We start from the raw sequence: 19274 nt of genomic DNA on the forward strand, positions 1-19274 counted from the left end.
CAGGGGCCGCAAGCATGCCCTCGCAGACCCTCGCGACCAAGCTCGCCGCGCCGGACGCCGAGCAGCAGAAGGCCCGAGCCACGGAGCCCTGGCTCTTCCCGGTGTTCTTCCTCTCGGGCTCGGCAGCGCTGGTGTATCAGGTCGTCTGGCAGCGCGCCCTCTACGCGATCTACGGTGTCGACATCCTGTCGGTCACGGTCGTCGTCACCGCGTTCATGCTGGGTCTCGGCCTCGGGAGCCTCGCGGGTGGGGCGCTCTCGCGCCGGCACCCGCGAGCCGCGGTGACGCTGTTCGCGATCGCCGAGCTCGGGATCGGCCTCTACGGCGCGCTCAGCCTCCGCCTCTTCGCCCTGATTGCAGGCGTCACGCACGGCATTGGCCATGTCGCCGCCGGTGGGGTGGCCTTCCTGCTCGTGGTGCCCCCGGTCATGCTGATGGGGGCCACACTTCCCCTCCTGGTCGGGCACGCCACGTCGCGATCGCATAACGTCGGTCGCTCGCTGGGTAACCTCTACTTCGCCAACACGCTGGGCGCGGCGTTCGGCGCGTTCCTGGCGGCGCGCTACCTGCTGGGCGGGCTGGGCCTCCGGGCCACCGCGGAGGTCGCCGCGACGCTCAACGTCCTCCTCGGTGTGCTCGTGATGGCCCTGCGCCGGCGGCGTCGCGGCGAGCCATGAGGCTCCTCGTCGCCGTCCTCGTCGCCACGCTCGGCGGTTATCTCGCGCTCTCGCACGAGGTCCTCTGGGTCCGGGTCTACAGCTTTGCGACCGAAGGCGCGCCGGAGGCCTTCGGCTCTCTGCTCGCGGCCTACCTCGCCGGTCTGTCCGGCGGATCGCTCCTCGCCGGTCGCTACTGCCGGAGCGCCGCGGCGGAGCGCTCCGGGCAGCTCTACCGCGTGGGCGGGGTGATCGTCGCCGGGGCGCTCGCGGCCTTCCTCGTAGCCCCCGCCGTCGCGCACCTCGTCGGCCGCGGCGTGGATCCGGCCTCGACGCTGCCCGTCTTCGCGCTCGCGAGCACCTGCCTCGGCGCGGGGTTTCCGCTCCTGTGCCACTTCGCGATCCCCGCGGACGAGCTGGCCGGCGCGCGGCTGTCCTACGTCTACGTCGGCAACATCGCGGGCTCGACGCTGGGCAGCCTGGTCACCGGCCTCGTGCTGCTGGATGTCTTGCCCCTGCGCGAGCTCAACGTGGCCCTCGCGATCGCGGGCGCCGCGCTCGGCGTGATGCTGATGCTGTCCGCGTCGAGGACGGCGCGCTCGCGCGTGCTCAGCGGCGCGCTCCTGGCGGCCGCCATCGGGTCCTTCGTGGGGTCGGCGAAAGCGCTCTACGGCGACCTCTACGAGAAGCTCCTTTACGGGGAGGAGCACCGCGAACACGGTCGCTTCGCCCACGTCATCGAGCGTCGCGAAGGCGTCGTCACGGTCTCCCGGTCGGGCACCGTGTACGGCGGCGGATCCTACGAGGGCATCGCCAACGTCAGCCCGCTGCCGGAACAGGACGAGAACCGGGTGCTGCGGGCCTACCTGGTGTCCGCGTTCCACCCCGAGCCGCGCGACATCCTCATGATCGGCCTCGGATCCGGCTCCTGGCTCCAGGTGCTGGCGAACGACCCCGACGTCGAGCACCTCACCGTGGTCGAGATCAACCCCGGGTTCGTCGAGGCGGCGCGGCGCGCGCCTGTCGTCGCGAGCGCGCTGGAGAACCCCAAAGTGGAGCTGCTCATCGACGACGGCCGGCGCTACCTGGGGAGGACCTCGCGGCGCTTCGACGTCATCGTCGAGAACACAATCGTGTACTGGCGCTCGTATGCCTCGATGTTGCTCTCCCGAGAGATGATGGAGCTGTCCCGCCGGCGCCTGAAGCCGGGCGGCGCGCTCTACTACAACACCACCATGTCCACCGCGGCTCAGAAGACCGGGGCGACCGTGTTCCCCTACGCCGTGCGCTACCAGAACATGCTGATCGCGAGCGACGGTCCGATCACCATCGACCGCGCGCGCTTCGAGAGGAAGCTCGACGCCTGGCGTATCGACGGCCGTCCCGTGCTGCCCGCCGGCAGCCGCGCCGCGCAGCTCGATCTGCTGAAAGAACAGGACTGGCGCGGCGGGCCCACCTGGGAAGGCCGGGAGTCGATCCTGCAGCGGACGCAGGACGACCCGATCATCACCGACGACAACATGGCGACCGAATGGTGGGCGTTCGACACGTACCCTTAGAGCGGCGGTCACCCGCTTCGGATACGGGCCCATCTCGACGTTTTCGGTGCTCAGCGCACCGGAGTGCGCTTCCGCGCCGAAAACGCCGAGCTGGACCCGTCTCCTGTGCGGGGGACCGCCGCTCTGTAACGCATGTACCAGAGACGGGCGAATACGGCTCTAGACGCTAGAACGCCCCCACCACGCCGACCCCGCCGCCCTCCGGGCCGAGGAGCGGCACCACGCGCGCGTGCACCCGCCCCGGCGCGCCCGGCCTCGCGCCGGCGGCGCTCGCGCCCTCGGCGCCCGACCGGCCCGACGTCAGCACCAGGATCGCCCCCGCGCCGAGCGCGGCGACGCCCACGCCGATGCCGATCGTCGACACGAGCGCCTTGGTCTCCGCCGCGTCGATCTCCTTGCGGCCCAGGGGAGTGCACTGCTTGGCCGGACACAGCGCCGGGTCCTTCTCCGCGTCGCTGGCCTGCCCCGCGGCGAGGATCCCGAACACCGCACCCACGCCGAGCACCGCCGCGCCCGCGCCCCCGATCACGAAGCCCGCGGTGCGCAGCCCTTCGCCGCCGCCCCCGCCGGCGCTGCTACCGGCGGCGATCCCGGCGCCGCTCGCCGCCGGCCCCGGCTGCGCCGCGGCCGTCTGCGCGGGCGGCGCGGGCTGGAGCTTCGGGACCGCGATCGTCTTCAGATCCGCGCTCTCGCCGACCTGCACGGTCGTCGACCACACCGAGTAGCCGCTCGCGGTCGCCTCGACCTCGTGCGCCCCCGGATCGATCGGGATCGGCGTGCCCAGCGCGGCCGCGGGGATGTCGTGGCCGTCGACGCGCACCAGGAGGCCAGGCGTGCCCTCCGCCTTGAGCACGATCTTCGAGAGCCTCGGCTCCAGCGCGCCGATGTGCTCCTGCGCGAACGCCTCGCGCGCGGCGTTGCCCTCCTTCTTCGAGGCGAAGAGCGCCTCCTTGAACTGCCCCCACGCGGTCGCCGTCTTGCCGAGCGCCTCGTTGCACAGCGCCAGGTTGAGCAGCGTGCCCGTGCCAGGCCGCAGCCGCTGGCTCTCCGCCAGCTTGGGGCACGCCTCCGCGTACGCCTTCGCCTCCATCAGGCGGCGCCCTTCTTCGAACAGCGTCTGGGCGAGCGTCGGGTCGCTGCTCATCCCCTGCGCCAGAGCGCCCGCGGGCGCGAGCAGCGCGGCCGAGGCGAGGACGACGGAGGCGACGGCGAGTCGAGCGCGACGGATCGCGGGGGGCGCAGGCAATCTCGAGAGGATCATGGCGGTGGGCTCAGTGCGGGTCGTTGAGGTCGATGCCTCGGGGAGGACGCTGGGTCGATGACGCTGGCGAGGTGCGGGCGGCCGACCCGCCGCGCCCCGCAGGCGCCCGCGGGGGCGCAGCCCTCGTCGGCACCGATGCAGGCGCCGACGCGGAAGCGCTCGCCGACGCCGAGGCGCTCGCCGCGGCGGCGGCGGTCGCCGCTCCGGTCGGCAGGATCGTCGGCTCCTCCGGCGTCGCCGCCCCGGCGCCGGGCACAGGCGGCTCCGGGGCCGGCGCCGGCGCGGCCGTCGCGCTCGCGGCCTCCGTCGCGCTCGCCGCCGCGCCGCCCGCGTCGTCCGCGTCGCGCCCGCGGAGCATGAACACGCCGACGGCGAGCGCTCCGAGCACGAGCGTCGCCGAGAGCAGCGCGATCGCGATGACCACGGCAGGGGACGCGGGCAAGCCGGGGAGCCGGCGCCCGTCCGAGGAGATCCCGAGGTGCGTCGACGAGGCGAAGGTCGCCGCGGCGCGCGAGCTCATCGGCGCGCTGTACGGGCCGGGGACGATCTGCTGATGCGGCGAGAAGCCGTCCGGCGGCACCGGGCTCGGCCTGCCGCCGTCGCCGGGGGGCGCCGGGCTCGGCCCACCGTCGCCCGGCGGCACGCCCGGCGACGACCCCCGGGAGAACGGCGACTGCGGGTGCGGGAAGGGCGTCGTCGCCTGGGCGACCGGCGACGGCGGCCGGGAGAACGGCGACGGCGGCCGGGAGAACGGCGACGGCGGGTGCGGGAAGGGCGTCGTCGCCTGGGCGACCGGCGGCGGCCGCGAGAGCGGCGACCCCGCGCCAGGCAACGTGCCGTTCCGCGGCGACGGCGCGGCGTCGGCCCCGGGCGAGGGGAGCCCCGGCCACGACGGCTCGCGCAGCGCCGGCGCCGAGGCCCGCGGGTCCACGGAGGAGAACGAGGGCTGCGACGCCCGGTGCCCGCCGGCGGCCGCGGCGTGCAGCGACAGGCCGCCCATGCGCGCGACGCGGACGAGCGTCGGGTACGTGCGCGCGGGCGCGAACGGGGCGAGCGCCACGACGAGCTCGGCGACCGACGCGTACCGCTGCTCGCGATCGCGGGCGTAGGCCTTCTCGAGCACGGTCGCGAGCGGGGCGGGCACGTCGGGGCGCAGGTCCCGGAGCGGCGTCGGGGTGCCCGTCAGCACCTCCGAGCAGAGCTGCGGCAGCGTCTCCGCGTAGTACGGCTGCCGGCCGGCGAGCAGCTCGTAGAGCGAGACGCCGAGCGCGTAGATGTCGGTGCGGTGGTCCACCGAGCGCGTCTGCCGCATCTGCTCAGGGGACATGTACAGCGCCGAGCCCAGCGCCGCGTCCGTGCCCGTCAGGACGTCGACGGCGGTCGTCATCTTCGAGATGCCGAAGTCGAGCACCTTGACGAGCGGCGAGCCGTCGGCGCGCGCCGTCAGGAACAGGTTCGCCGGCTTGAGATCGCGGTGCACGATGCCGAGCCCGTGGGCCTCGGCGATCGCCTCGCTGCCCTGGACGATGTAGTCGACCGCGTCCTCCAGGCCGAGCACGCCCTGGTCCCGGAGCAGGCGCGCGAGATCGCTCCCGGTCAGGAGCTCCATGACCATGTACGGCGCGCCGTTCTCGAGCGTGCCGACGTCCGAAACCCGGGCGACATGCTCGCTCTTGATCCTCATGCCCGCCTTCGCCTCGCGCAGGAAGCGGGCCGACCCCTCCGGGTGCTCGGTGAACGCGGGCAGCAGGAACTTCAGCGCGACGTGCTCGTCGAGCACGATGTGCCGCGCCTCGACGACCACCCCCATGCCGCCCTGGCCGATGATCCGCTCCACGCGGTACTTGCCGGCGAGCACGGTGCCCAGCTCGACAGGGGCCAGCGAGGGCTGTTTCGTCTCGGAACCCGACACAGCGCGCGATGATCACCGCTTCGCCCTCGGACGGCAAGCGCGCGGCGCCCGCGCGGGGCGCCGCGCCGCACGGCAGGCAGAACAACGCGAAAGATGCAGCAACGCGGGCCGCCGCGCGCCCGCGCCGCAGCACGGTTGCGGCGTTGCTCGCTCGCCGTCGCTCGTCGCGCCGCGCTCGTCGCGCTCGTCGCGCGCGGGGCACGGCCGCGCGGAGGCACCGCCGCGCCCGCCACACCGCAGCGCCTCGCGCCGCTACACCGCCGTCTTCCGGCCGAATCCTCCACGAAACGAAGGCGTCGTACGTCCGGAGCGCGTCGCGGAGGGCGAGACGGAACGGGGGCACTTCTGGTTGGATAGGACCACCCCCGGAGACAAACACCGTGCGCCTGCTCATCCAGCACCGGACCCGTTATACGTACCCCCGCCCCGCCTCGCTCGGCCCGCACCTCATCCGGCTGCGGCCCGCGACGCACGCGAAGGCGAAGATCGAGTCGTACAGCCTCAAGATCGACCCGCCCATCGCGGCCCACTGGCAGCAGGACCCGTACGGCAACCACGTCGCCCGGGTGCTCCTGCCCGCGGGCGAGCGCGTCCCGCACTTCGACATCCTCGTCGAGCTCGCTGTCGACGTCCGCCCCGTCAACCCGTTCGACTTCTACCTCGACGAGCGCGTCAAGCAGGTCCCGTTCGCGTATCCGGCCGAGCTCGAGCAGGACCTCGCCCCTTTCCTCGACAGCGCCGATCCGTCGATCGCCCGCGGGCCGCAGCTCGACGCGTTCCTCGCCGGGCTGCCCTCGAAGGGCGACACCGTGTCGCTCATCGTCGCGCTGAACGCCGCCGTGAACCGGCGCATCAAGTACGTCATCCGCGAGGAGCCCGGCATCTGGACGCCGGAGGAGACGCTCGCGCACGGCCGCGGCAGCTGCCGCGACTCGGCCGTGCTGCTCATCGCCGCCCTGAGGTCGCGCGGCCTCGCCGCGCGCTTCGTGAGCGGCTACCTCGTGCAGCTGACCGACGAGGGGATGATCCCCGACCAGCCGCGCGGCGTCAGCCGCGACGTCGTCGACCTGCACGCGTGGGCCGAGGTCTTCCTGCACGGCGCCGGCTGGATCGGCCTCGACGCGACGAGCGGCCTGCTCTGCGGCGAAGGCCACATCCCGCTCGCCTGCACGGCCTCGCCCGCGCTCGCGGCGCCGGTCGAGGGCACGAGCGACACGCGCGCGACCGACATGTTCTTCGAGATGAAGGTCGGCCGGCTCGGCCACGAGCCGCGGCCGACGACGCCCTACGAGGAGCCCGTGTGGCAGGAGCTCCTGGCCGTGGCCGACCGCGCGGACGAGCGGCTCGCCGCCGCGGGCCTCACCCTGACCATGGGCGGCGAGCCGACGTTCAACTCGCGCGAGTACCCGGACGCGCCGGAGTGGCGCGAGGGCGCGCTCGGGCCGACCAAGTGGTCGCAGGGGCTCCGGCTCGCGCACGAGCTCCGCCGCCGGATGGCGCCGGGCGGCGTCGTGCTGCTCCGCGCCGGCAAGCACTACCCCGGCGAGAGCCTGCCGCGCTGGGCCCTCGAGATCATCGACCGGCGCGACGGCGTCCGTCTCTGGACCGAGATGTCCGGGGCGCGCCACGCGGACCCCGCGACCTCGACGGGCCGCTCGCCGCGCGCGAAGAACGCCGCGCTCTCGCGGAGGTTCGCCGAGGCGCTCGCGGCGCGGCTCGGCCTCTCCGAGTTCCTGCTGCCGGCCTACGAGGACCCCTGGCGCCACCTCCAGGACGAGGCGAGCCTGCCCGTCGACGTCGACCCGCTCCAGGCGAACCTCGACGACCCGGAGGAGCGGCGGCGCCTCGCGCGCGTGCTCGACCGGGGGCTCGGCAGCGAGGCCGGCTTCGTCCTGCCCCTCGCGCGCCAGTCGGGCGCGTGGATCAGCGAGCGCTGGAGCTTCCGGCGCGGGCACCTCTTCCTGCTCCAGGGCGACAGCGCCATCGGCCTGCGGCTGCCGCTCCGCTCGCTCGTCGCGGTGGCCCCGCCGCCGCCGCTCGAGGAGCTCGTGTCGCCGCCCGACCCGCGGCGCGGCGATCCCGAGGCCGACGAGGCGGCGGAGCAGCAACGCCGCGTCGAGCTCGTGGAGGGCGACGGCGGCCCGGAGCACGCCGAGACGGCGCGCGCGCGCGGGGCGCAGCGCCACGCCCACGACGGCGAGCGCGCCGCGCACGCCCAGCGCGCCGCGCCGGCCGCCGGGCGATCGGGCTACGGGGTGCGCACGGCGCTCTGCGTCGAGACGCGCGACGGCGCCGTCCACGTCTTCTTGCCGCCGCTCCTCTCGCCGGCCGACTTCTTCGAGCTCATCGCCGCGATCGACGCGACCCGGCAGGACACGCGCATCGACGTGCTGCTCGAGGGCTACCCGCCGCCGCCCGGCGCCGACGTGCTCCGCTTCTCGGTGACGCCGGACCCGGGCGTGCTCGAGGTGAACCTCCCGCCGACCGACGGGGTGCGCACGTACGCGTCGCTCGTGGAGACGGTGTTCGACGCGTCGCTGCACAGCGGGCTGCACTGCGAGAAGTACCTGATCGACGGGCGCATGGCGGGGAGCGGGGGCGGCCACCACCTCACGTTCGGCGGCCCGACGCCGCTCTCGAGCCCCTTCCTGCGCCGGCCGGATCTCCTGGCCAGCCTGCTCACCTTCAACCAGCACCACCCGTCGCTCTCGTACATGTTCGCGGGCCTGTTCGTCGGCCCGACGTCGCAGGCGCCGCGCGTGGACGAGGCGCGCCACGAGAACCTCTACGAGCTGGAGATCGCGCTCGCGCGCGCGTTCGAGCGCCGCGAGGACGAGCCGCCGTGGCTCTCGGATCTCCTGTTCCGCCACCTGCTCGTGGACATGACGGGCAACACGCACCGCGCCGAGGTGAGCATCGACAAGCTGTTCGATCCGCAGACGGCGCACGGCCGGCAGGGGCTCATCGAGCTGCGCGCCTTCGAGATGCCGCCGCACTTCCGGATGGCGGTCGCGCAGGCGCTGCTCGTCCGGACGCTCCTCGCCTCGTTCGCCGAGGAGCCGTACACCGGCCAGCTCGTGCGCTGGGGCCAGGCGCTGCACGACCGCTTCCTCCTGCCGTACTACCTGTGGCGCGACTTCGAGGACGTGCTCGATCACCTGAAGCAGCGCGGGCTCGCCCTGCCCGCCGACGCGTACCGCCCGTTCATCGAGCTGCGCTGCCCGGTGGTGGGCACGCTGCACGCCGGCGACGTGATGCTGGAGGTGCGCAACGCGATCGAGCCGTGGCACGTGCTCGGCGAGGAGCTGACCACGTCGGGCACGTCGCGCTACGTGGACTCGTCGATGGAGCGCATCGAGGTGCGGGTGAAGGGGCTCACGCCGGAGCGCCACACGGTGCTCGTGAACGGCCACGTGCTGCCGCTCCGGCCGACGGGGACGGCGGCGGAGTACGTGGGCGGCGTGCGGTTCCGCGCCTGGGCGCCGCCGCACAGCCTGCACGCGCACCTCGGCATCCACCACCCGATCCATCTCGACATCGTGGACACGTGGGGCAAGCGCTCGATCGGCGCGTGCGCCTATCACGTGTGGCACCCGGAGGGCCGCGCCTTCCACGCGCCGCCGCTCACGCGGTTCGAGGCGGCGGCGCGGCGGGCGCAGCGGTTCACGATCGAGGGACAGACGCCCTGGCCGGTGACGGGGAAGCCGGCGGCCCCCCACGGCGACGCGCCGTACACGCTGGATCTGCGGCGCTACCCGATGGACCGGCCGCCGCCGAAGCCGCCGAAGCCGGAGGACGAGGGGGGATCGGACCACGTGGGAGACGAGGTGAGCGCCTGGACGGATGTCGGGCGCTCACGGTCGAGGCGGGTGTGACATTCGATCTCACCGCGCCCGAGCCGCGCTGAAGCCGCGGAAATCCCGGACATCGAGGGGCCGAGCCCAGCCTTGGCCCGCGCCCCTGTGGCGATTTGCCTTGGAGTGACGTGCTGCGCCTGCCGGCCGCGGCGGCTCGATGTCCGCCGCCGGGCCCGCCGCGCGCGGCGTCGCGCGGCGCCGCGCGTCTCCGCGGCTCGCGAGAGCGCGTGAGCCGCGCCGGAAGGGCGGTTGGTACGTCCCCTGCTTGGTGAGTCGATGTCCCCTGCATCGCATGCGGACAGTACACCACGAAGGAGGACAACCCATGATTCGCAAGATGTTGGCTATGCTTCTGGTCTCCACGGTTCCCCTGGCGGCGGGCTGCTTCGTCGACGCGGACGACGACACGCCGGGCGACGGCGACGACAGCTGTATCACCACGTGCTCGACCGAGCGCGACGACTGCATCTCGGCGTGCGATGACGACGGCGATTGCGTCTCGGCGTGCGAAGAGGATCACGACTGCGATTCTCTGTGCGTCTGAGCGACGAGCGCGCGTCCAGGGCGCGGAGCGCGCCTTGATGGTCCGGAGCGCGCCGTGCTGACGCGCGGCGCGCTCCGCTGGAGTTCTGTCGGCGCGCGGCGCCGTGCGTAGATGGCCGATGGCCGATGGCTGATGGCTACTGGCTCCCGCTTCCAGGCTGGATGGCCCGGAGGCGGGAGCGCTCCATTTCGGGGCCGGCGGTCCGGGGCCCGCGGTCGGCCGGGCGGCGTGCTCGGCTCAGCGCGGCCCGGGCAGGCGCCGCGAGAGCCACGCCGAGAGCGAGGGGCGCTTCCGGAGCGTGAGGCGCATCGGCTTGATCCCGGAGGCGAAGGCCGCCTCGGCGAGCGCGGGCAGGAGCGCCTCGTCGATGTTCTTGAGGGCGACCACGCGCTCTTCCCGCCGCTCGATCCAGACGAGCTCGCCGTCCTCGGCCTGCCCGAGGCGCGGCTCGCCCTCGTCGAGCGCGGCGCCGCCGTAGAGCTGCCACATCGCGGCCTCGACGCCCGCCGCGGCGCCCTCGTCGTCCCACGCGGACGCCCACGCGGTGCCGGTCGCGCCCGTCTTCCGGTCGCGCACGAACAGGGCGCGATCGCCGTCCCAGGTCGCGGCGAGCGCGCGCATCTCCCCGAGCTCCAGCGCGCCCTCGAGCGGGCGCAGGAGCAGGTAGGAGAGCCACTCGCCGAGCGAGTCCCAGTCGAGCGCCTCCAGCCGATCGGCGAGCTCGGGCGGCACCTCCTCCAGGCCGACCCGCGCCACGGGATCCTGGCCGTCGAGGGTGAGGATCTGCTGGGTGGTCGCGGGGATCCGGTCGGAGAAGAGCGCGTCTTGCCGTGACCAGTCGAACGGGAAGGCCCGGTCGGGCGTGGGCGACGCCGCGCTCGCGCCGGTCAGGTTGTGGGCGCAATACTCGAACCCGAACCCGTAGGCGAACGACGGATAGTCGACGAACAGGGCAGGCAGCTCGTTCTCCTCGAGGATCTGCTCTCCGGCGGCCTGGGCGGCGTCGATGATGACGGCCCAGTTGAGCTGGTCCAGATCGACGTCGTTGGTCTCCTGCATGAGGAAGCGCACCTCGCCGAGCATCGCGTCGCCCTCGATGGCCGCCCTCAGCGCGAGGTGCGCGTCGCTCGTCAGCGAGGCGCTGAGGAGCGCTCCGACGTCGAAGTGCTGGTCCTGGAGCCCGTGGACGTACTCGTGGACGAGCACGTTGTCCTCCACCTCGCCGATGAGCGAGATCGCCTTGCTCTCGGTCGAGTACCAGGCGGCGAACACGTCCATCGACTGGCCGAAGGCGGCCTGAAGGTCGGTGTCCGGCGGGAAGAACCCGAGTCGGCCGTAGGTGGCGGCGAGCGTGGCGAGCGCCTCCTCGTCGATCGCGTCCGCGGCCTGCTCCGCCTCGGCGTCGACCTCGGCCCGCGAGATGGTGCGGACCGGCACCTCGCGCTCGAACGACAGCTCGCGCACCTCTTCGGCGCGCGTGGCGAGCCAGGCGAAGCGGCTGGCCTCGGGGTCATCCTCGTCGCCGCAGCCGGCGGCCGCGGGGAGGGACGACATCAGGAGGACGAGCGCTGGTTGTCGGAAGAATCGACGCATGGCCTTTCACCTCGCAGTCTCGCGTGGAGCCGGGTCCGTGGAGGCTTCCGCTTTCGGCCTCCACGCTCTTGGCAAGCGGCGATCATCGCCCGACCCGACGGCGCGTTCCAGCGCCGCGCCCGCATCGCACGATTCTCACGGGGGGGCGCTCGCGCGCACGTCCGGGGTGCCGTGGCCGGGCGCGACCCGGGCCGCGCTGCGCCCCGGGCCGCCGCGTGGTCGCCGGCGGGCGCGCCGCGATCGTGGCCAGAGGCGGCAGCCTCGTTCAGGGGGCCAGCGCGGCTCAGGCCGTCTGGACGTAGTGGCGCGAGAGGAGATCGTTCTGGATCCAGAGCAGCTTGTTGAAGGCGCGCAGCGTGCGCACCTCGGTCTCCCGGTCCAGGCCGAGGGACAGGATCGTCTGGAGCAGGGCGTCGGAGACGAAGCCCATGAGCGCGTTGATCTGCACGAGCGGGACGACGATCTCTGGATTGCCGGCCTTGGCCGTGTGGATCCGCCCCACCATGTCGAGGTAGGCGACCATCCTCGGGTCGTACGGGTGGGTCACGAGCCGGACGAGGTAGTCGGCGAGGTGCTTCTTGCGGAACTGGATCTGCTCGTGGCTCAGGGTGAGCGACAGGAGGTCCGCCGGCCCTTGCCCCTCGTAGCCGTGCTGCTTCGGCACGAAGTGGCGCTTCGTGGCGTCGTAGAGGAACAGCTTCTCGTACACCGCGTCGACGAGCGCCTGGACCTTCGGGGCGAGGTGCAGCGCGGCGCCGTGGATCGCGGCGATGTCCGCCTCTCCAAAGCCGACGAACTCGATGAGATACCCGAAGCGATATTCGAGATCCGACTCTAGCAGCTTCTCGTCGATGTGTTTCATGGCAACGGTGCTCCTCTCCGCCTTGCCGCGCGCGGCGTGCTGCGGGACAACGCTGGGCGACGACACCGGAGCAGCTGTCCGCTGTCAAGCCTTGACTGGCGGGCCGCCGCGGGCTCATCAGGACGTCGCGTCGCGCGCTGCGCGCGCTGGATGCCGTCGCGTCGCGCGATCGAGCGCGGAGAGACGCCTGCGCCGCCGGACGCGCGGCGACGGCGGCGGAGATCACGAAGCGCGCAGCCGGGTAGGGGGAGCTCCGATCCGGAGTGCAGGCTGCGACCGATGGCCCGGCCGGCGTGGCGTCCTTATGGCCAGGTACCGCTGGGAGCGTGATCGGCTTCCCACCACAGGACAGCGGGAAGGAGGAGGCATGCAGAACACTGGACCGAGCGAGGATCCGAAGGGCGCGGGCCCGAAGCCGCCTTTCGAGGGCAAGAGCCAGGACCGGCCGGGCATCGAGGCCAAGATGGATCCGAGGCCCGATTACGGCGAGTCGTCGTACAAGGGCCTCGGCCGGCTGAAGGACCGCGTCGCGCTGATCACCGGCGGGGACAGCGGCATTGGCCGCGCCGTCGCGCTCGCGTTCGCCCGGGAGGGCGCCCACGTGGCGATCGCGTACCTGAGCGAGCACGAGGACGCGAAGGAGACCGTGCGGGTCGTCAAGGAGGCGGGGCGCGAGGCGATCACGATCCCCGGCGATCTGGCCGACGAGGCGCATTGCCGGAAGGTGATCGAGGAGACGGCGCGCAAGTTCGGGCGGATCGACATCCTGGTGAACAACGCGGCGGAGCAGGGCAAGTCCGCCGAGCGGTTCGAGGAGATCGACGCCGCGCGCGTCGAGCGCACCTTCCGCGTCAACATCATGGCGATGTTCCACCTCGTCCGGCACGCGCTGCCGCACATGAAGGAAGGGAGCGCGATCATCAACGTGGCCTCGATCCAGGCCTACCAGCCGAGCCCGAACATCCTCGACTATGCGTCGACCAAGGGGGCGATCGTCACCTTCAGCAAGGGTCTGGCGCAGGACCTCATCAAGCGCGGCATCCGGGTGAACACCGTCGCGCCCGGCCCGGTGTGGACGCCGCTCATCCAGCAGTCGTTCCCGGAGGAGAAGGTGGCCAGCTTCGGGAAAGACTCGCCGATGCAGCGGCCCGCGCAGCCGGCCGAGCTCGCTCCGGCGTTCGTGTTCCTGGCCTCGAACGAGGCCACCTACATCAACGGCGAGGTGCTCGGGGTCACGGGCGGCAAGCCGCTCGCCTAGCGCTGGCTCGGCCGATCAAGCTCGTCCTGGACCCGCAGGTGGGCTCGCCGAGCCGCCCGGCCCCGGCGAGGGTGTTCGTCGCGCGGGGTGGGCACGGGCAGAGCTCGCCTGGGACGTCGTGTGCCCGCCGTGCTGCGCACGCCGGGCACACGACGACGAGAGCCTCGCCGCCGGGCTCGACCCATGCCAATAGACGCCAGCCACCCGAAGAGAACGAGCATGAAGATCGCCAAATCGAAAGACGGCACGGGGCTAGCGTACGATGTCCATGGCAGCGGGCCCGCGCTCATTTACATCACTGGAGCCAGCTGCTTCCGCTCCTTCAAGCCCATCCTGCAAGATGCCAAGGAATTTGCCAAGGAGTTCACCGTCTACAACTACGACCGCCGAGGGCGCGGCGACAGCGGCGACACGCCGCCGTACTCGATAGAGCGCGAGGTCGAGGACATCGAGGCCATGATCGACGCAGCCGGCGGCAAGGCCAACCTGTATGGCCACTCCTCCGGTGCCGTGCTGGCCCTCGAGGCTGCCCTGCGCCTGGGCGACAAGGTCGACAAAGTGGCGATGTACGACCCTTCCTATGTGCACGACGAGGCAGAGAAGGTCACGTACGGTCGGCTGAGCCAAGAGGTGCAAAGGCTGCTCGATAACGGCAACAACAAGGAGGCGATGCGCGTCTTTTTGAAGGGCATCGGCATGCCTGGCGTCTTCGTCTGGCTGCTGCCCCTGTTCCCTGGTTGGAAAACGATGGTCGCGCTCGCGCCGACCCTCGCGTACGACATCGCCTTGACCAAGGACCTCCCGCCGGTCGAGCGGGCCGCCCAGGTCGCCGTGCCGACGCAGATCATCGTCGGCGAAAAGAGCCCGGCCGGTATCCACGACGTCGCGCGCCAGCTGACGAAAGCGATCCCGAACGCGAGGTTCGAACGGCTCGCAGGCCAAGACCACATGGTCAGCGCGAAGGCTCTGCTGCCCGTGCTCTCGCGTTTTCTCAAGCAATAATCCGGGGAGGGGTCCCCATCGGCTCGCCGGCGGCGAGAGGGGGCCGGCCCGGGCTCGGAAGCGGGGCGGCTCAGCCCCTGACCCAGGCGTTGATTCGCTCTGCCCAGCCAGGGGGGCCATCGGGGGTGAGGACGAGCCGTCGATACGGCTCGCCCTCCAGCTCGATGGTCAGCGGATTGTCCTTGCGGCTCTGCAGCGTGTACCAGAACTCCTTGCCGCGATCGGTATAATACGTCCCCGCCTTGATCACCCCGGGCAGCGACGTCCCCGGCGCGCGGATCTGCCGCCATGTGGCGGGCGGAAGCGCCGCTTCCGCCCGCACCACGTGCGCGCGGGGCACCACGATGGGAGCGAGCTTCACGGCCCAGAGCCGCTCGGCGCCCTCAAGGGTGAGGGTCAGTCGATCCTCTTCGATCCGTAGCTGCATCCCGGGAGTCTAGTTCAGCGGGAGCAGCCGGCGATCGGAATTCACCGCGGGATTGCCGCCCTCGAGCGGCGGAGCCTCCGCCGGAGAGCGACCCCGACCACAGCGAGGTAGATGGCGCTGGCCCGGCCGCCGGGCGCCGTTGGCCCCACGGCGCAGCCAGCGTCCACCGGCTCGCCCGCTCCGGGGCCGCTCGAAGTGCTCGTCGGACCCGGGCCTCCATCGCCGCCCGCGCCCGCGGCGCCGCTGGATGCGGTCGCCGTCCCAGGGCCGCCAGCGCCGCTGGATGCGGTCGCCGTCCCCGATCCGCCAGCGCCGCCATCGCCGCCAGCGCCGGCGGTGGTGCTCGTCGAGCTTCCGCTCGCCGAGCCGCCGCCATCGCCTCCGGCGCCGGCGGCTCCGCCGCCATCGCCGCCGCTGCCGCCTGCACCAGCGTCTTCGCCGCCAGCGCCGCCCATGCCGCCAGCGCCGGACTCACCGCCACCGGCGCTGCCGACGCTGCCAGTCCCCGATCCGCCACTGCCAGCGCCGCCGGTCACGGGCTCCCCGCCACCACCACCGCCAGCTCCGGGCTCAGCCCCGCCAGCGCCGGGCTCAGCCCCGCCACCGCCGCCAGCGCCGCCAGCTCCGGGCTCAGCCCCGCCAGCGCCGGGCTCAGCCCCGCCAGCGCCTCCCGCGCCGCCAGCGCCCGTGCTGCAGCCGTTGTCCCCCGGGCCGTGCCATCGAGGATCGTACAGCTCCGCGTCCTTGTTGGGGCCGAGGATGAGGACATGGCCGCTCGGCAGGAGCACGGACGCGGAAGCGAAGTGAGAGAGCAAGGTCGACGGGGCAGGTGTCCAGGAGTTCGTCGCGGGGCCATACACCTGCGCTGTCGTGCCTTCGATGACGAGCACCTCGCCTGTCGGCAGCAGCATGGCAACATGACCGAAGCTCGACACCGGGCTCATGGGCCCCGTGGGCGCCCAGGCGTTCGTCACCGGGTCGTAGACCTCTGCGGCTCCACCGACGACGAGCACGCGACCGTCCAGGAGCCGCGTCGCCGTGGGCTTGCCCCGAGGCTCGCTCATGGGCGCCACCAGAGACCAGCTCTGGGTCGCGGGATCGTAGATCTCGGCGCTGGCGAGCGGCTCCGCGGTCGAGATCTCGTAGTCGTCGTATCCCTGCATCCCGCCGACGACCAGCACCCTGCCGTCGTTCAGCAACGTCGCCGCGTGCTCCGCCCGGCCTGCGTTCATCGGCGCGACGGTGAGCCAGGTGTCGTCGGCTGGACGATACAGCGCAGCCGATCCGGTCCTGCGGACGAGGTACGGCTCCATCGGGTAGTCCAACACCGCGCCTCCCGCGATGAGCACCTCGCCGCTCCCGAGCAAGGTCGCCGTGTGATTGGTTCGACGCTCGTCGTCGGGGGCGGCCAGCGTCCAGGCGTCCGCCGCCGGATCGTAGATCTCGTTGTAGAGATCCGTCTCGAAGCCATCGAGCGGGCCCCCGCTGAGCAGCACCCTGCCGTCGGCGAGGCGTGTCAGGTCGGGAAAATACCGCGCGAAGCTCAAGGGCGCCGCCAGGGAAAACGTCATGCTCGATGGATCGTAGAGCTCGGTCGTCTTCGTGGTGCCGCTGCCGCCTGCGATAAGGATCTTCCCGTCCTCCAGCGCCACGGCCTTCGCGTAATTCCGGTTGATGTTCAGGGGGCCGAGCTGCGTCCCCGAGGGCGGCACCGACGGGTCATAGATCGCGGCGCCCGGCGCGCTCGAATTGCCGCCGACGAAGAGGACCCGTCCATCCGAGAGCAGCGTCGCCGTGGCGCCGCTGTGGCCCACCTCGCTCCTGGGCGCCGTCGAGAACGTTCGCGTGCTCGGATCGTAGAGCTCGGGCGGCTGGGTCCCAGAGATGAAGACGCGTCCATTGCACAGCCGCGTCGCCGTGTGCGAGCCGCGCCGCACGCTCATCGTGCTCGCGACAGACCATGCGTTGGCCTCGGGATCGTAGATCTCGGCCTCGGCCTCCCAGCCCGTCACCAGCACGTCGCCGTCCTCCAGCAACGTCGCCGTGGGCAGGTGCCTGGCGCGGAGCATGGCCGGCCCCGCGGTCCACGCGCCCGTCGCGGGGTCGTAGAACTCGACGCTGGACAGGGTGTCGCCCCCGATGACCCTGCCTCCCGCGAGCAGCACGCGGCCGTCCTGCAAGCGCGCCGCCGCGTGATCCCTGCGCACGCTCGACGCCGCAGGCGTCGGCGACCAGGTGTCCGACAGGGGGTCGTAGAGCTCGGCGGCGGTAGACGGAGCGGCGCCAGCCGGAGCGCCCCCGGCGGCGAGCACCCGCCCGTCCTCGAGCAAGGTCGCGGTGTGCGACGAGCGCTCCGAGGTCATCGTCGCGGCGGGGGTCCACGCGTCGGTCGTCGGATCGTAGAGCTCCGCCGTGGCGACCCACTCGGCGCTGTCCGTGGCGCCGCCCGTGACCAGCACCCTGCCGTCGGCGAGCAAGGTCGCCGTGTGACCCGACCGCGGCCCGCTCATCGGAGCAGCGGGCAACCACGCACCGAGCGCGGGATCATAGATGGCCGCGCTGGCGAGGTGGACCTGTGTCGACGAGCCCTGCCTTCGCCACCCGCCCGCGACGAGCACCCTGCCGTCGGGCAGCAAGGTCGCGGTGTGCTGCGCGCGGATCGTCGCCTCAGAGGCCGCCATGACGGTCCATGACGGGTTCACGAGGAGCGGCGAGCCCGTCGCCTCGACGTCGAGCGCCTCGCCCGAGGGCGCCGCGCAGCCGAGCCCGCATGTCAGTTGGATTGTCCAGAGCAGCGCCACCCATCGCGCGAAGCGCCACCCAGCCCAGGAAACCACGCGTGAGCCCATACCCTCCTCGATCCTCGAGAACGCGTCTCCCACGAACGCATCGGCCGGGCCGCCCCGCGCGGCCGGCACTCGTGGGGTGCAGCGCGCGTCGCGGGGATTCAGGAGATCGCGGCGGAATCGTGCCCGTCGGCTCGATCCGCCGCGCGGGTGGGCCGAAGGTGCTCTCGCCGCAGGCGCGTCCGGATCGTCACGGGCGCGACGGCCCGCGCGGCGCCGGCCGCTCGGGGGCCGCCTCGCGGGCGAGCGCCGCCTGGAAGCGCTCGGGCTCGTCGTCGATCTGGATCATGTCGCCGGTCCGCGAAGCCTCCTTGCTCAGGGCGACGACGAGCTGCAGGAGCTTCGAGCCCACGAGGATCCGGACGCGGGAGATCGTCGCGCGGTTCGCGGCGAAGAACGCGGTCCACGCGTCGCTGACGCTCGGCGCCGCCACGGTCACCGCGCGGACGTCCACGAAGAGCGCGGCCGGGCCGAAGCGCGCGATCTCCTTGCGGATCTCGTCGAGCGGCAGCTCGCCGAATTCACCGCCGTCGCGCCCCGCGATCGCGATCAGCACCACGCCCGGACGGAGCCGCCGGTGTCGCGCCCGGCGATGGTCACGAGCACCGCGCCGGGGCGGAGCCGGCGGAAGACGAAGGAGCAGCCGTCCTTCGCGAGGCGGATCGAGCCGTCGCCCAGGATCTCACGGTGAATCATCGCTGTCCCGGTCCTCTCCGCCGGCGCGCCGCGCCGACGCTCACGGATCGTTGTCGCACGGCGCGCGCGCAGGTTCAACGAGGAGCGCCGGCGCTGGCTCCTCGGCCGCCGCCATCGCGCCGAAGGTCGTTGGAGAGCGGAAGTCGCCGCAGCTCGGCACCTTCAGGGGCGCATGGCTGAACACACCTCCGAAGGACTGGAGCGACCGCTCGCCGCCGCGCGGGATCTCCGGGTAGAACGGCTGCACGAGGAGCCCCGAGATGGAGTACAGTCAGGCCTCCAGTCCGTCGAGCGTTCCGACGTGAGCGCCCATCCTGCCGGGAGGTCCATCGATGAAGAAAACGTATGCAGGGAGCTGCCACTGTGGCGCGGTCCGCTTCGAGGCCGATATCGACCTGAGCGCCGGGACCAACAAGTGCAACTGTTCCATCTGCACCAAGACGAGAAATTGGAACGCGATCATCAAGCCGGACGCGTTCCGGCTGCTCGCGGGAGAGGACGCGCTGAGCGATTACCAGTTCGGCATGAAGGTCGGGCACCACCTGTTCTGCCGGCACTGCGGCGTGCGCTCGTTCGGGCGCGGGCACGTGAAGGAGATCGGCGGCGACTACGTGGCGGTTCAGCTCGCCTCGCTCGACGACGTCGATCCCGGCGAGCTCCTCGCCGCGCCGATCTGGTACGCCGACGGGCGCAACAACAACTGGCAAGCTCCACCGGAAGAGACCCGGCACCTGTGAGCATCGCCGCCGCTCCCCGCGGTGGATGAGGTGGGCAGCCCGGCGAGGCGTCCCGCGCCGCCAG

16 protein-coding genes are annotated in these 19274 nt (G+C 72.5%); 7 read left to right on the plus strand and 9 right to left on the minus strand.

Translation table 11 applies throughout. The features are described from left to right. Positions 1-14 precede the first annotated feature (14 nt). Together WMF33_RS02345 and WMF33_RS02350 are read left to right on the plus strand one after the other, a co-directional pair. Positions 15-677 carry a fused MFS/spermidine synthase gene (locus tag WMF33_RS02345; RefSeq protein ID WP_437335620.1) on the plus strand — a complete coding sequence of 221 codons (663 nt, stop codon included), beginning with the start codon at positions 15-17 and terminating at the stop codon, positions 675-677. Then, positions 674-2215: a hypothetical protein gene (locus WMF33_RS02350; RefSeq protein ID WP_437335621.1), complete on the plus strand. Its 1542-nt coding sequence runs from the start codon at positions 674-676 to the stop codon at positions 2213-2215. The genes WMF33_RS02345 and WMF33_RS02350 overlap by 4 nt, the downstream gene beginning before the upstream one ends. A gap of 166 nt (positions 2216-2381) precedes the next feature. Here the strand turns inward: WMF33_RS02350 and WMF33_RS02355 are convergent, their stop codons facing one another. Next, positions 2382-3476 carry a hypothetical protein gene (locus WMF33_RS02355; RefSeq protein WP_437335622.1) on the minus strand — a complete coding sequence of 365 codons (1095 nt, stop codon included), beginning with the start codon at positions 3474-3476 and terminating at the stop codon, positions 2382-2384. 10 nt (positions 3477-3486) lie between these two features. Next, complete coding sequence (locus WMF33_RS02360; RefSeq protein ID WP_437335623.1) at positions 3487-5388, minus strand: serine/threonine-protein kinase; 1902 nt, start codon at positions 5386-5388, stop codon at positions 3487-3489. Positions 5389-5768: 380 nt separating this feature from the next. On the opposite strand from WMF33_RS02360, the gene WMF33_RS02365 reads away from it, so the two are divergent. Both WMF33_RS02365 and WMF33_RS02370 read left to right on the plus strand, forming a co-directional pair. Next, positions 5769-9263, plus strand: a complete 3495-nt coding sequence (locus WMF33_RS02365) for a DUF2126 domain-containing protein (protein ID WP_437335624.1) — start codon at positions 5769-5771, stop codon at positions 9261-9263. Positions 9264-9570: 307 nt separating this feature from the next. Then, on the plus strand, positions 9571-9789 hold the full coding sequence (locus WMF33_RS02370) for a hypothetical protein (protein WP_437335625.1): 219 nt from the start codon (positions 9571-9573) through the stop codon (positions 9787-9789). A gap of 237 nt (positions 9790-10026) precedes the next feature. Here WMF33_RS02370 and WMF33_RS02375 read toward each other — a convergent pair whose 3' ends face one another. Beyond that, positions 10027-11382, minus strand: coding sequence for a hypothetical protein (locus WMF33_RS02375; RefSeq protein ID WP_437335626.1), 1356 nt, complete (start codon positions 11380-11382; stop codon positions 10027-10029). Between the two features lie 283 nt (positions 11383-11665). Continuing rightward, positions 11666-12244, minus strand: a complete 579-nt coding sequence (locus WMF33_RS02380; protein WP_437335627.1) for a protoglobin family protein — start codon at positions 12242-12244, stop codon at positions 11666-11668. A 367-nt stretch (positions 12245-12611) separates the two neighbouring features. On the opposite strand from WMF33_RS02380, the gene WMF33_RS02385 reads away from it, so the two are divergent. After that, entirely contained in the window at positions 12612-13502 is an 891-nt protein-coding gene (locus WMF33_RS02385; RefSeq protein ID WP_061622187.1) for an SDR family oxidoreductase, read from the plus strand. A gap of 219 nt (positions 13503-13721) precedes the next feature. Continuing rightward, positions 13722-14504, plus strand: coding sequence for an alpha/beta fold hydrolase (locus tag WMF33_RS02390; protein ID WP_437335628.1), 783 nt, complete (start codon positions 13722-13724; stop codon positions 14502-14504). Positions 14505-14574: 70 nt separating this feature from the next. On the opposite strand, the gene WMF33_RS02395 is transcribed toward WMF33_RS02390, so the two are convergent. The 5 genes from WMF33_RS02395 to WMF33_RS02415 all read right to left on the minus strand — a co-directional run bounded on the left by WMF33_RS02395 (position 14575) and on the right by WMF33_RS02415 (position 18720). Continuing rightward, a complete protein-coding gene (locus WMF33_RS02395; RefSeq protein ID WP_061622189.1) occupies positions 14575-14931 on the minus strand; it encodes a hypothetical protein in 357 nt (118 codons plus the stop codon). Between the two features lie 41 nt (positions 14932-14972). Continuing rightward, the gene (locus WMF33_RS02400; RefSeq protein ID WP_437335629.1) at positions 14973-17768 is read right to left on the minus strand and encodes a kelch repeat-containing protein; all 2796 of its coding nucleotides are present in this window, start codon (positions 17766-17768) and stop codon (positions 14973-14975) included. Between the two features lie 199 nt (positions 17769-17967). Next, on the minus strand, positions 17968-18333 hold the full coding sequence (locus WMF33_RS02405) for a hypothetical protein (protein WP_437335630.1): 366 nt from the start codon (positions 18331-18333) through the stop codon (positions 17968-17970). Beyond that, positions 18327-18473 carry a hypothetical protein gene (locus tag WMF33_RS02410; protein WP_437335631.1) on the minus strand — a complete coding sequence of 49 codons (147 nt, stop codon included), beginning with the start codon at positions 18471-18473 and terminating at the stop codon, positions 18327-18329. The genes WMF33_RS02405 and WMF33_RS02410 overlap by 7 nt, the downstream gene beginning before the upstream one ends. Before the next feature lie 40 nt (positions 18474-18513). Beyond that, positions 18514-18720 (minus strand): hypothetical protein, encoded by a 207-nt coding sequence (locus tag WMF33_RS02415; RefSeq protein ID WP_437335632.1) that lies wholly within the window; start codon positions 18718-18720, stop codon positions 18514-18516. A gap of 85 nt (positions 18721-18805) precedes the next feature. Between WMF33_RS02415 and WMF33_RS02420 the strand changes: the two genes are divergently transcribed. Then, the gene (locus WMF33_RS02420; protein WP_437335633.1) at positions 18806-19210 is read left to right on the plus strand and encodes a GFA family protein; all 405 of its coding nucleotides are present in this window, start codon (positions 18806-18808) and stop codon (positions 19208-19210) included. Positions 19211-19274 lie beyond the last annotated feature (64 nt).

The organism is Sorangium sp. So ce394, from assembly GCF_051474665.1.
Classification (GTDB): Bacteria; Myxococcota_A; Polyangia; order Polyangiales; family Polyangiaceae; genus Sorangium; species Sorangium cellulosum_D.

What these genes read in the sequence shown, in the direction of transcription:
- WMF33_RS02345 (WP_437335620.1), top strand. Translation starts at nt 15, where the DNA reads ATGCCCTCGCAGACCCTCGCGACCAAGCTCGCCGCGCCGGACGCCGAG.
- WMF33_RS02350 (WP_437335621.1), top strand. Translation starts at nt 674, where the DNA reads ATGAGGCTCCTCGTCGCCGTCCTCGTCGCCACGCTCGGCGGTTATCTC.
- WMF33_RS02355 (WP_437335622.1), bottom strand. Translation starts at nt 3,476, where the DNA reads ATGATCCTCTCGAGATTGCCTGCGCCCCCCGCGATCCGTCGCGCTCGA.
- WMF33_RS02370 (WP_437335625.1), top strand. Translation starts at nt 9,571, where the DNA reads ATGATTCGCAAGATGTTGGCTATGCTTCTGGTCTCCACGGTTCCCCTG.
- WMF33_RS02375 (WP_437335626.1), bottom strand. Translation starts at nt 11,382, where the DNA reads ATGCGTCGATTCTTCCGACAACCAGCGCTCGTCCTCCTGATGTCGTCC.
- WMF33_RS02380 (WP_437335627.1), bottom strand. Translation starts at nt 12,244, where the DNA reads ATGAAACACATCGACGAGAAGCTGCTAGAGTCGGATCTCGAATATCGC.
- WMF33_RS02385 (WP_061622187.1), top strand. Translation starts at nt 12,612, where the DNA reads ATGCAGAACACTGGACCGAGCGAGGATCCGAAGGGCGCGGGCCCGAAG.
- WMF33_RS02390 (WP_437335628.1), top strand. Translation starts at nt 13,722, where the DNA reads ATGAAGATCGCCAAATCGAAAGACGGCACGGGGCTAGCGTACGATGTC.
- WMF33_RS02395 (WP_061622189.1), bottom strand. Translation starts at nt 14,931, where the DNA reads ATGCAGCTACGGATCGAAGAGGATCGACTGACCCTCACCCTTGAGGGC.
- WMF33_RS02410 (WP_437335631.1), bottom strand. Translation starts at nt 18,473, where the DNA reads ATGATTCACCGTGAGATCCTGGGCGACGGCTCGATCCGCCTCGCGAAG.
- WMF33_RS02420 (WP_437335633.1), top strand. Translation starts at nt 18,806, where the DNA reads ATGAAGAAAACGTATGCAGGGAGCTGCCACTGTGGCGCGGTCCGCTTC.